12 protein-coding genes and 1 pseudogene are annotated in these 12,710 nt (G+C 44.5%); all 13 read left to right on the top strand.

Annotation, left to right across the window (positions count from 1 at the left end; genetic code table 11):
- Positions 1 to 788: 788 nt before the first annotated feature.
- Positions 789 to 1,781, top strand: a pseudogene (ftsZ, locus tag QAS77_RS06135) (cell division protein FtsZ); the annotation flags it as partial.
- Between the two features lie 331 nt (positions 1,782 to 2,112).
- Positions 2,113 to 2,436, top strand: coding sequence for a transcriptional regulator (locus tag QAS77_RS06140; RefSeq protein ID WP_442920362.1), 324 nt, complete (start codon positions 2,113 to 2,115; stop codon positions 2,434 to 2,436).
- Between the two features lie 306 nt (positions 2,437 to 2,742).
- Positions 2,743 to 3,534 carry a sulfide-dependent adenosine diphosphate thiazole synthase gene (locus tag QAS77_RS06145; protein WP_305064484.1) on the top strand — a complete coding sequence of 264 codons (792 nt, stop codon included), beginning with the start codon at positions 2,743 to 2,745 and terminating at the stop codon, positions 3,532 to 3,534.
- Between the two features lie 193 nt (positions 3,535 to 3,727).
- The gene (locus QAS77_RS06150; protein ID WP_305064485.1) at positions 3,728 to 4,897 is read left to right on the top strand and encodes a cysteine desulfurase family protein; all 1,170 of its coding nucleotides are present in this window, start codon (positions 3,728 to 3,730) and stop codon (positions 4,895 to 4,897) included.
- A 31-nt stretch (positions 4,898 to 4,928) separates the two neighbouring features.
- Entirely contained in the window at positions 4,929 to 5,564 is a 636-nt protein-coding gene (locus QAS77_RS06155; RefSeq protein WP_305064486.1) for an iron-sulfur cluster assembly scaffold protein, read from the top strand.
- 50 nt (positions 5,565 to 5,614) lie between these two features.
- Positions 5,615 to 5,902, top strand: coding sequence for a hypothetical protein (locus QAS77_RS06160; RefSeq protein ID WP_250867969.1), 288 nt, complete (start codon positions 5,615 to 5,617; stop codon positions 5,900 to 5,902).
- 259 nt (positions 5,903 to 6,161) lie between these two features.
- The gene (locus tag QAS77_RS06165) at positions 6,162 to 6,752 is read left to right on the top strand and encodes an FmdE family protein (protein WP_305064487.1); all 591 of its coding nucleotides are present in this window, start codon (positions 6,162 to 6,164) and stop codon (positions 6,750 to 6,752) included.
- A gap of 16 nt (positions 6,753 to 6,768) precedes the next feature.
- Complete coding sequence (locus QAS77_RS06170; RefSeq protein ID WP_250867986.1) at positions 6,769 to 7,791, top strand: 4Fe-4S binding protein; 1,023 nt, start codon at positions 6,769 to 6,771, stop codon at positions 7,789 to 7,791.
- The gene (locus QAS77_RS06175) at positions 7,791 to 9,545 is read left to right on the top strand and encodes a formylmethanofuran dehydrogenase subunit A (RefSeq protein WP_305064488.1); all 1,755 of its coding nucleotides are present in this window, start codon (positions 7,791 to 7,793) and stop codon (positions 9,543 to 9,545) included. Before QAS77_RS06170 ends, QAS77_RS06175 begins: the two co-directional genes overlap by 1 nt.
- A 4-nt stretch (positions 9,546 to 9,549) precedes the next feature.
- Positions 9,550 to 10,359, top strand: coding sequence for a formylmethanofuran dehydrogenase subunit C (locus tag QAS77_RS06180; protein WP_305064489.1), 810 nt, complete (start codon positions 9,550 to 9,552; stop codon positions 10,357 to 10,359).
- A 9-nt stretch (positions 10,360 to 10,368) separates the two neighbouring features.
- On the top strand, positions 10,369 to 10,758 hold the full coding sequence (locus tag QAS77_RS06185) for a molybdopterin dinucleotide binding domain-containing protein (RefSeq protein ID WP_305064490.1): 390 nt from the start codon (positions 10,369 to 10,371) through the stop codon (positions 10,756 to 10,758).
- Position 10,759: 1 nt separating this feature from the next.
- Positions 10,760 to 12,067 (top strand): formylmethanofuran dehydrogenase subunit B, encoded by a 1,308-nt coding sequence (locus QAS77_RS06190; protein WP_305064491.1) that lies wholly within the window; start codon positions 10,760 to 10,762, stop codon positions 12,065 to 12,067.
- 2 nt (positions 12,068 to 12,069) lie between these two features.
- On the top strand, positions 12,070 to 12,710 hold a 641-nt coding region (locus QAS77_RS06195; protein ID WP_305064492.1), incomplete at its 3' end, for a formate dehydrogenase accessory sulfurtransferase FdhD.

A 12,710-nucleotide genomic window follows, 5' to 3' on the forward strand; every position in this document is an offset into this window, starting at 1 on the left:
TTCTTTCTTCAAACACTTTCCCATATCTCCAACCGTTCCTTTACATGAGCATTAAGAGTGAATGGTTTATCGCTTTTGGTATTTTTTCCTATACAATGATATCAGTCAATAGGAGAATGATTAATGTGCGAGGATGTGGAAAGGTTTACTTAATATGTGCTTTCTTAATTGCATGAAGGTAGTGTTTATCCATGGTTGAAACTTGTTTTGTGATAATGCCAATCGGTGATCAAATAATCGGAGACAAACAAATTTACTCCGAAGATCTTCGGAGTAAATATGACGATCTCATAAAAGAAGCTATCTTAAGGGCGAAAACCGATTTAGAAGTGACACGTGCAGACGATGTCGACACCCCGGGAGTTATTACAAACGACATTTTAAAAAGATTAATGCCATCTGATTATGTAGTTGCAGACATCACTTATCCAAATCCTAATGTATTTTATGAATTAGGATTAAGGCATGCATGTAAAACAGGTACTATTCTAATTAAAGAGAAATGTGATGTTCATCTTCCTTTTGATATATCACATTCAAGACATATAGAGTATGAAAATACTGCTACTGGATTGAAAAAATTATCATTACGATTAAAAAAACAATTCGAATGGTTTGAAAATAATAAAGATGCTCCAGACAATCAATTTATTGAATTAGCAAACTACATAAAGCCTAAATCATTGAATTCTGACAATTCAGATTCTCAAAAAGATGAAGATAGCAAAATAACAATCGCCGATGAATTTGATATAATAGATGAAAATTCATATGGAGTGGGTAGTGGAATCTCATCTATAATTCAGGATGCTTTAAAGTATAATGAAAGTATGCGAGACACTCTTGAACTTGATTCTGTTTTTGGATTGCCCAGTATTTCAGTTGTCGGGTGTGGTGACGCTGGAAACAACATTATAAATCGTCTTTATAATATGGGTATAAAGGGAGCCGAAACAATTGCTATAAACACTGTTGAACGGCATCTTAGCCACATACGTGCTGACAAAAAGATTCTTATCGGTAAGACCCTTGCAAGAGGTTTGGGTACTGGTGGTTATCCTGAAATTGGTACAAAATGTGCAGAACTTGCACGTGACACTCTTGAAGGGATTTTCAAGGAAAGTGACCTTGTTTTCGTAATAGCTGGTATGGGTGGAGGAACCGGTACTGGTGTAGCACCTGTTGTTGCAGAGATAGCAAAAGAACAGGGCGCTATTGTAATAGGTGTGGTATCTACCCCATTCAAAATAGAGCGTGTACGTACTATAAAGGCAGAGGAAGGTATTAAGGAATTCCGCAGGGCAGCTGACACAGTTATCGTTCTTGACAACAACAGACTTATTGACCACACTCCAAACCTAACTATTGAGCAGGCATATTCTGTTATGGACCAGCTGATTGCTGAGACTGTAATAGGAATTACTGAGTGTATTGCACAGCCATCTCTCATTAATCTCGATTACGCTGATATCCGTGCTATCATGGGAGGTGGTGGCTTTGCTATTATGTTTTTCGGAGGCAGCGATAATAAGGGCAAAAACAACGACGTTGCTCGCATGGCACTCAATCAGCCACTCTTTGATGCCGACTACAGGAACGCAACAGGCAGCCTTATACACATTACAGGTGGTCCAGACCTCAACCTGAAGGAAGCAGAAGAGATTGCAGCATCCCTTACATACGAACTTTCGCCGAATGCAAATATTATCTGGGGAGCACGTATAAGGGACGATTATGAAGGAAAAATTCGTGTGATAGCAATTATGACTGGATTACAAAATACGAGTTTTGATGATAAGTCTCTCTAAAACAATATCCTGAAAAGATATGTACCCATGATATCAGGTAATAGGAAAACGTTAAGCACAAGGGATGTACATGAGAATCAGGATAGTACCTTAAGGTCAATACTGCACGTAATTAGAATGGAGTAAATACTACAAATTATGCATCCGATCTAAAGATCTTCTCCTTTGTATTTTACGTAGGTCCAGTTCTCGACCCATATCATGCAAAGCTTTCAACTTTCAAAAATTTCACGATAGTGAATAGCTATATAGGATACGACAAACTATAAGTCATTGTGAAGTGTCCGAAGGTATTATCATGAAAATGGAAACTCCTTGTCAGGCAGTAGTATGGGATGTCCTTCCTGCGATACGTGCAGCACTTGCGGTTGAGCTTGTGAACAATGGAATTGCTCAAAAGGAAGTTGCAAGGCTCTTTGGTATGGCGCCTTCAGCCGTTTCTCAGTACCTGACCAAAAAAAGAGGTTATCGTATCGAATTCGATGACGATATACAAGAGGCGATATCCCGTCTGGCCGTTGAGATACAGGAAGGCAAGATCGATAACGTTTCTGCAAAGATATGTGATATATGCAGAAATTTAAGGACCGGGGACGATGCCTGTCCTGCGGGACCTACTGAATTATAAGCATCTTGAATTTTACGAACTATTGTTGATCCAAGGCCAGCTTTTGTTTAGTTGGTCATTTTGTCCTACTGTTTTACTTGGATTATATTCCTTTTTTATTGATCTTTTTGCTATCAAGCGCAATGGCTAAATAAGATATCAAGAGTTCACTATCGTGAAGTCACGATTGTGTATTTAATAATTTGGTTGGATTGCATGGTTGCCATGTGTTCGACTGCAGCTCGATGCACATTCTGGCCTTCGATCTGATAAGAACAAGAAAATTCCCTGTGAAATTTGCAGTTCATCCCTTAAAAGGTGTATATTATGAATCAATTCGCACAAGCAACTGAAAAAGATATTACGCGTTCGATAGTTGAAGAATTCCTTGGAGATTTCCTTAATCACATCGAAAGTGATGTGATCATTGTTGGCGGAGGACCAAGTGGTCTTGTGGCAGCAAGGGATCTTGCATCCAAAGGCATAAAGACCGTTGTGCTTGAGAGCAACAATTACTTTGGTGGCGGTTTCTGGTTAGGTGGTTACCTGATGAACAAGGTCACAGTAAGAGCACCTGCACAGAGGATCTTTGACCAGCTTGGAGTTCCTTACAAGGAAGTACCTCACATAAAGGAAGGTCTCTATGTAGCAGATGCACCTTCTGCATGTTCAAAACTTATTTCCGCTGCCTGTGATGCAGGCGCTTTCATGTTGAACATGAACAAGTTCGATGATGTGGTTCTCAGGGATGGTCGTGTATCAGGTGCTGTTACCAACTGGACACCTGTTTCAGCATTACCGCGTGCGATCACATGTGTTGACCCGGTGGCCATCGAGGCAAAATGCCTTATCGATGCAACAGGGCATGATGCGGTTGTAGCCAACTCCCTGGCGAGCCGTGGCCTGGTAGACCTTAAAGGTTTCTCCGGAATGGATGTTGATAATTCCGAAGATGCTGTGGTCAATAACACTTCTGAGATATTCCCTGGTCTTGTGGTTACTGGAATGGCCGCAGCTACATGTTTTGGTCTTTCCAGAATGGGTCCGACCTTTGGTGGTATGTTGGAGTCCGGTGTAAAAGCTGCAAAGATCGCTGAAGCTATCGTAAAGTCCGTATGATCTTTGTTAAAACAGGTAGTTTATCTGCCTGTTCTTCTTTTAAGTTTATGGCAGATAGTTAACGATTTATACAGTTGCCGATATAACTTTGTATATTCGCCGATATCTGCCTTAAATTGCCTTTATCATTACATTTATTTTGGCAGATCGGTTCAATATCTTATTCCATTTAATTTAAAGGGTGTATTGCCAGATGTTTAATGAGACAATTTATCTTGATAATGCTGCAAGTACAAGGCTTGATGAAGAAGTACTTGAAGCGATGAAACCGTATTTCTTTGATGCTTATGCAGTTGCTACGTCTGAATTCGGTTATTCCATGGGTATTGATGCCAAGGAAGGACTTGAAAGGTCTCGTAAGGTCATTGCATCAAGACTTGGTGCGCAAGCTGGCGAGATCGTATTCACTTCAGGAAGCACTGAATCGAGCAATATGGCAATAAAAGGAGTGCTTTCAGCTCTGAAAGGAAAGAAGGATGACCATCTGATCGTATCCCGTCTGGAAGATTTCTCTGTGCTGAACACGGCAAAGAAACTTGATAAGCAGGGCTATAAGGTAGACTTCATAAATGTCGATGGGGAAGGTGTCCTCGACCTCGATATGTTCAGCGATGCCATCACTTCGCAAACAGCACTGGTATCCATTCAGCAGGCAAATCAGGAGATCGGCACTTTGCAGGACCTTAAAGCTATATCTGATATCTGTCATGATAAGGATGTTTTGTTGCATACTGATGCAACTCATAGTTTTACGAGGGTTCCTCTGGATGTGAGCAAACTTCCTGTGGACCTTGTGACAATGTCAGCCCATACGATACATGGCCCCAGAGGTATCGGTGCACTGTATATACGTGAAGGAACTCCGATCGACAAATGGATGGATGGAGGATTCCAGGAGTCCGATAGGCGTGCCGGTGTGGAGAACATTCCGGCTGCGGTGGGATTTGCAAAGGCTGTGGAACTTGTAACCCCTGAGGAGAATGAACGCCTTGCAGCGATGAGGGACCGAGTTATCGAAAGGGCAATGGCTGATATTCCTCATGTGACCCTTAATGGAAGTGCTACCAGCAGGTTGCCACAGAATTCCAATATGACGTTCCATTATGTGGAGGGCGAATCCATTACATTGCATCTTGATATGATGGGATTTGCGGTGAGCACAGGTTCTGCATGTTTTAGCCGTTCTCTTGAAGCAAGTCATGTGATACTCGGTATCGGTGGCGATCATGAGAGGGCACACGGTTCACTGCGTTTCAGTTTCGGACGCTTTAATACCATTGAGGATTCGGATGCTATTATCGATGCATTGAAGGATGTTGTTACGAATCTGCGGGCCATCAGCCCTCTGGCAGAGGATAATTGAGCTTATATCGAGAAAAATAAGAGGTGTTTCTATGACTTTCCCATACACAAAAGAGGTACTTGAGCATTTCAGAAATCCGCGGAATGTCGGAAAGATGGAGGACCCTGATGGCAAGGGTCTTGAAGGCAGTGCTGCATGTGGCGATATGGTCGCTGTTTACTTGAAAGTGAATCCTGATACTCTGGTCATCGAGGATATCTCTTTCGAGTCCTATGGCTGTGCATCCAATATCGCAACAGCATCTGTTATTACTGAGCTTGCAAAGGGCAAGACACTTGAAGAGGCTAAGAAGATCACGTGGAAGGAAGCGGCCAATGCTCTTGGAGGACTGCCCCCCGTCAAGGCCCATTGCTCTGTGCTTGCGGTCGAGGGGCTTCGGTCTGCTATTCGTGATTATGAAGAGAAGCATGGCATGGTCGTGGAGAAAGAGGCCACTACGACAGAGGTTGTCAGTAAGCGTTTGAAGCATGTGATGAATCCGATGGCAGGCCTTGATATCATCAGGACCGAACTTGTACTTAAGGTAGTGGTCGAGGAAGGAAATGTTCGTATAGTGCTTGATATACCTTCGACACATCAGTTTGCAGCTGCCATAAAGGAAGATATTGTCGATAAGTTGGAATCATTGTGGGATGTTGAGAGTGTCACGGTTGATTTCATCTCCTGATATTCCTCTATTTTCTTTTTGTATCTACATTTGATCAGGTTCTGGTAAATATGGAAATTCGTTCGATAGCTCCCTGTACAAGCAAGCCTTCTATTTTTCATGTGGAGGCACAGCTTGAAAATGAGATAGATATTCCAAAGGCATGTGAAGCTCTATCCGTCGAGGAAGGTGTGACCATCAAGTTCCTCAGGTGTTCTGAAGAGCTTGGTGCTATCCGTTTCACTTCAGGTGCTATGATGGTGCTTATCTATGAAAGTGGCAAGATCACTGTAAGACATGCTCCTGATGATGGTACTGCCAGAGAATTGCTCGAAAGGGTCGCTGAGCTGGTGGAATGAATCTGATGAGGTAAATGGATTTTCATTAGTTCATGCTTCAATATTGCCTTTCTTTTTTTATTTGCCGTCTTATATGTTCCTTATGTGAAAACAAAATCCAGTGGCTATTTAAACTTCCTGCTGATATCCGACCGGCAACGATAAACTATATATAATTTTCACTGGTATGTTCCTTAACATTAGAGGCAGCGCTATCAAGCAAAGCCTATAATGATCTGGCCAATTCGATGCGTTATTTCACAATTAAAGAGGTCTTCATATGGACGATATGGATACTATTATCAACAGGATAAAAGAGCAAGATCCAGAACTATTTCTACAGATCGAGAAGATCATTCCTTTCCACGGGTACTTGAGTTCGGGAGCAATGATAGGATTACAGATGCTCACGATGGCGAAGAGATTACTTGATGTTAAGGAAGGGGAACGCATCTATGTTATAGCGGAGACATCCAACTGTGTTCCGGATCCATTCCAGATACTCGAGGGTGCTACCACCGGGAATAAGGGAATGAAGATCAAGGACTACGGCAAGATGGCTGTTACCGTGAACAAACGTGGTGCACCGGGCGAGAGCAAGCTGCCTGCTGTCAGGATATATCTTGACGCAGAAAAGACTGCGGCTTACCCGAGATTGCATGCATGGTTCATGAACCTTGAAAAAGTGCGTCATGAAGAGGTTGTGCCGATCTTACTCGAAGCAGGCGAGAACATTTATTCTTACACTTTTACAGAGATCGAAGTTCCGGTCAAGAAAAGCAAGCAAGTAAGGCTGTGCGAGAATTGTGGAGAGAGCTTCATCCAATATGAAGGAGAAGCGCTTTGTGAAGCATGCAGGCATGAGCAATAATTACGGAGTAGATGAGATGAACGAAATAGTAGTTCAGACAAAAGATAACAAGCAAGTGGTGTATTTACCAGAAAAGTGCATTGGTTGCGGGACCTGTACAATGGTCTGTCCTAAGGACACATTGATCATAGGTTCAGTAGGACCTGTTGCCAGGGGACTCATAAATAAGGAGTACCTGGATATCAGAGAGACATGTATCACATGTGGAATGTGTACTAAGATCTGTCCAACAGGTGCCCTTGAGATGAGAGAAGATGGAAAGCCTGTATGCGATGAGAACTTCCTGTGCAGCTCGCTCGCACCGACAACTGTGAACGATAATTGTGTACACTGCGGAGTATGTGAGCAGATCTGTCCACAGGGTGCTATCGAGACCAAGCAGTGGCTCGCAAACGATGGCAGTGCACGCATAGATGGTGAGACCATCATCGATCAGGAAACCTGCGTACACTGTGGATGGTGTAGCGAGGTATGTCCAACAGATGCTATTACTGTGCAGAAGCCTTTCGAAGGTACATGGACACGTGACGAGGATGTCTGTCAGGCATGCCGTACCTGTGTGGATGTATGTCCATGCAATGCACTGTTCAATCCGGAATGGGCTCCTGGAGAAAGAGTTGACAAGGTCGCTCAACGTCCTGATGCATGTCTCTATTGTGGTGCATGTGCTGTAGCTTGTCCTGTCAATGCTATCGATGTCCAGAAGACAGCGATCATTCCTGACATGGGCAAGAAAGCTCTGTTTGAGAAGAAACTTCTCAACAAACCATCAGCAACACCTGTATTGACCTCTGTCCTGGTGACAGATGAAGATGCATGTCTTGGATGTGGCAATTGTGTCATCATGTGTCCTGTCAATGCGAATTCCTCAAAGGATCTCGCTGCAGGTGCACTAAATGAGCTTGATGAGAAACCACTCCTTGAGGTAAGGAACGGTACTGTCAATGTAGTTGATCAGGAAGTATGTGGCTCATGTGGTGCATGTGCTCTTATCTGTCCTGTCTCTGCAATCTGGCTTGAGAAGAGGGAGGTTGAATAATGGCTGGAACTATTGTAATTAAGAACGGATATGTTTATGATCCGCTCAATGAAGTGAACGGTGAACAGCAGGACATCTTCATCAAGGACGGCGTGGTCGTTTCCGAACTTTCCGCAGCTGACATGAAGGATGCTAAGATAATTGATGCAACAGGCAAGACCGTAATGCCTGGTGGTGTGGATTCTCACTCACATATTGCCGGTGCTAAGGTCAATACCGGTAGGATGATGCGTCCTGAGGATGGTTACAAGACAACAAGGACAAAAACTGCTATCGCTCACTCAGGTTCAGGGGAGACCGTACCATCCGTCTACATGGAAGGTTACGAATACTCCAAGTTGGGATATACTACTACTTTTGAGGCAGCTGTTCCTCCAATGGAAGCACGTCACACACACGAAGAGATGCGCTCCATCCCAATGCTCGATATGGGTGGCTACCTTGTTCTCGGTAACAACTGGTTCATGATGCGCTACTTGAAGGAAGGCGACATGGACAGGGCAGCAGCATATGTTGCATGGATGATGAGAACTCATAAGACATACGGTATCAAGTGTGTCAATCCCGGTGGAGTTGAGAACTGGGGCTGGGGTAAGAACGTTTCTTCCCTTGATGAGCAAAATATACACTTCGAGATATCCTCTAGGGAGATCATCGATGGGCTGACCGAAGTAAACGAAATGCTCGGTATGCCAATGTCAATGCACCTTCACGCAAACAACCTTGGTCATCCGGGAAACTACAAGACAACAAAGGAATCTCTTGGTATTTCCAGCAAAACAAAGGCAAAGCAGAACATGAGTGTTAACTGGGCTGAGACAAAGATCGATGCAAGCAGAGATCAGTCAGTGTACCTCACACACATGATGTTCAATGCATTTGCCGGCACATCCTGGCGTGATTTCGAGTCTGGTGTCAAGCCCCTTGCAGATTATATCAACAACGCTGACCATGTTGTCATTGACAGTGGTTGTGTACCATTCGGTGAAGCAACATGTATGACCGGTGATGGTCCTTCCATCCATGATCTCTCAGTGCTTACTGGTGGCAAATGGTCCAACACCGATGTTGAGCTTGAATGTGGTTCAGGTGTCTGTCCATTTACATATCTTAAGAGCAACCCTGTTCACAGTACTCAGTGGGCAATGGGTCTTGAGTGCCTGCTCCTTATCGACGATCCATGGAAGACCATCATGACAACCGACAGTCCAAATGGCGGACCGTTCACCAAGTATCCACTTGTCATGAGCTGGCTCATGTCCGAGAAGTTCAGGGAACAGACATTCAGCGAATGTCACAAATGGGCAAACGACAGAAGTACACTCGGCGGCGTTGACAGGGAAATGTCCCTTTACGACATTGCGATCCTTACCCGTGCTAATACGGCAAAGACCATTGGTATGGCACACAGGAAGGGAAGCTTCGGTATCGGTGCAGATGGTGATGTTACCATTTACGACATCGACCCAACAAAGATCGACACCAGGGAATATTCTGACCTGATCAACAAGTTCAGCACTGCTGAATACACTATCAAGGGCGGAGAGGTTGTCTGCCACGATGGTGAGATCACTATGATCCCTGATAAAAGGACATATTACACCGACGCGAGCGTTCCTGATGCAAATGAGAAAGAAATGCTTAAGGATGTTCAGGAATGGTTCAGGTATTATTCACACGGTTTTAACCACTATCCAACACCTGAGAAGTACCTGGTCAACCCAACAGTGATCAAGGTAAACACGGAGCAGTGAGAGCATGGCAGAAGTCATTCTTACAGTCAATACTGAAATTGGTTTAAAAATAGAGGCGGATGTTATCACTCCTGATACATTTGCCGGCAAGAACAAGGGCGAGATCGAGGCTCTGCAGGTTTGGCAGGGTCCGGAACAATTCCCTCTCTCCGCATTCTTTAATGTGGAAGGCGAGGCTGGTGCTTCCGCAGAGGAAACTTCCATAGTCATCAAAGGCGATACCTCAAGAGTAAAACGTATCGGTGAAAAGATGACTGCAGGCAAGATCACTGTTGAAGGATCTGTCAGCATGCATGTTGGTTCCCAGATGGAAGGTGGGCAGCTCCTTGTTAAAGGGGATGCTGACTCTTGGGCAGGTATGGAACTGAAAGGCGGACTCCTTCACATCACAGGCAATGCAATGGACCATGTTGGTTGTGCATACCGTGGTAAGTGGGTAGGAATGTCCGGCGGACGCATCGTTATCGATGGTAATGCTAACAATAACCTCGGTGGCGGTATCAGCGGCGGAGAGATCATCGTTGGCGGAAATGTCGGTCACTACACTGGCATTCGCCAGAACGGTGGTCTTATCGTTGTAAAAGGAAACGCATACCGCTCTGTCGGTGCTGAGATGACCGGTGGTACATTTGTTGTAAAAGGTACCATCGAGAGATTCTCTCCCGGCTTTGAATACATGGCGAACGAAAGCGACCTTAAGTTCGATGATATAGAATGCTCTGGCGAGTTCATGAAGTTCACTGGGGACTATGCGATCTCAAAGAAGCCAAAGGGCACACTCTATGTCTATCAGGACACAAACATGAATCTGTGAGGTGTGATAATGAAAGTATTACTTAACACAGGAAGTACCATTGATGAGGGCAGACTCGCTAAAGGTGGTAACAAATATTCAGAGGCTTACAGACAGGAGTGTGCAGTATGCTGGATCTCCCCCTCTAATTTTGAATCCCTTGGATGCCCGGAAAAAGTAAAAGTAACAAGTAAGGACGAAAAACATTCCATCATAGTTTATACAAAATGTACAGATGTTATGATGGATGGAGATGTATTCATGCCAAGGGCTATCTGGTCCAACGTGATCATTGATCCGTATACATTCTCAACAGGTTCTCCTCTCTACAAAGGCAGTCCTGTGACTGTCGAGGCAGGAGAAGGTGAGGTATTGAGCGCAGAGGATGTTGTCCTTAATCTCTATATGGGAGGTAAATGATATGGTTTTTAAGAACATTATGTGTCCGGTATGCGGAGCTTCATGTGATGATATCCAGGTAGAGCTTGGAGATAACGAGATCACTGTCAAGAACGCATGCAAGATGGGTAATGCTAAGTTTCAGGAGGTTGTAAGCTCACACCGCCTTAAGGACCCACTTGTCAAAAAAGGTGGAAAGCTTGAGAAAGCAGCATGGGACGAAGCACTTACGAAGGCAGCAGAGATGCTTGTGAACGCAAAGAGACCTCTTTTCTTCCTCGGAAGTGAGACCTCATGCGAAGCACAGGAAGTCGGTCTTCATATCGCTGAGTATCTTGGCGGTGTAGCAGATTCCAATGCAACTATCTGCCACGGTCCTACTGTCATGGGTATTCAGGAAAGCGGATGTGCTGGTGCAACAGCAGGTCAGACCAAGAACAGGGCGGACGTGAACATCTATTGGGGAACCAATCCTCTGGCATCCATGCCAAGACACATGTCAAAGTATGCTGTCTTCCCAAGAGGGTACTGGACCAAGAAAGGAAGGTTCGACCGCAAGGTCATTACCGTTGACCCAAGAAGAACCGATACAGCAGTAGCATCAGACCTTCACGTACAGCTCAAACCAAACTCTGACTATGAGCTTTTGAGCGCACTGATGACCATCCTTAACGGAAAGCGTCCACATCCATCTGTGGAAGAGATCACAGGTGTACCTATCTCTGTAATGGATGAAATGATCGATGTAATGGTGAATGCAAACTTCGGTAGCATTTCCGTAGGTCTTGGTCTTGGTTCTTCAATAGGCAAGCACAGGAACGTTGAGCTTGGTCTTAACCTTGTTAAAGAGCTTAACAACAACCACGGTACCAAGTTCGCACTAGGTGCACTGAGAGGTCACTGTAATGTGGCAGGTTTCAACCAGATCGCATCATACCTTTACGGATACCCGTTCGGTATTGATTTCTCAAGAGGCTATCCAAGGTACAATCCTGGAGAGACTACCACTGTCGATCTTCTGAGAGAAAAGGACGTAGACGCTGCATTCGTTATGTGTGCTGACCTTGTCAACCACATTCCTGCAGATGCTGCATCCTATCTTGCAGAGATCCCAATGACCTGCTTGGATATTGCTCCATGCCCAACAACAACAGCTTCAGATGTTGTTCTTCCTGGTGTCATCGATGCAATGGAGAATGACGGTACATTCTACAGGCTCGACAACGTGCCAATGTACTTCAAGCCGTTCACAACGTCTCCATTCGAGTTCACACAGAGCAATGAAGACACACTCAAGCAGTTGTTCGCAAAGATAAAGGAAATTGCTTGATCATGCCGTTGGATTGGCACGTTGAAAGAAAGAACGTTCAGAATAACTTCTGGCGTGATGAGGAGCGGGATTCTTCCGCTCCTTATCTTTCTTATAAGGGTGTCGAGCTTACGGAAGACAGCAGTAACGAAATAGATGTGGATGTCATCGTTGAGAAAGAATTCCATCTTTCTCTTAATGGCGTCCCTCTTGCTTCTTTTTTTGCAACCCCTCAGGAGTTCGAAGAACTAGCTGTGGGTTTTTTAATATGTGAAGGTTTTATCGATCACGCCATTGACATCATATCGGTCGAGGTCAAAGATGACCGTCTGATATGCGAAGCGGACATCTGTCCGGACCGTATCGGAAAGACCAAACGTAACATAGATCCTGATTCAAGATTCGATTTTTGCAGTTGTGCCATTGGCTCAAGACCCTGCAAGAAAAAGGTCGGTAATGTTTCTGACATAAGATTTGACCGCAAGGTTCTCTTCAATGCAGTGGAACACCTCAAGACCGATGCAAAGACATGGAGACGCACCGGAGGTACCCATTCGGTCATTATCACTGATACTGACAGCAATATCCTGGCATTCTGTGAAGATGTGAGCAGGGCTTCCGCTGTTGACAAAGCAGTTGGCAAAGCAGCCCTTGCAGGTGTGGA

Source organism: Methanococcoides sp. (genome assembly GCF_030594565.1).
GTDB classification, from domain to species: Archaea; Halobacteriota; Methanosarcinia; order Methanosarcinales; family Methanosarcinaceae; genus Methanococcoides; species Methanococcoides seepicolus.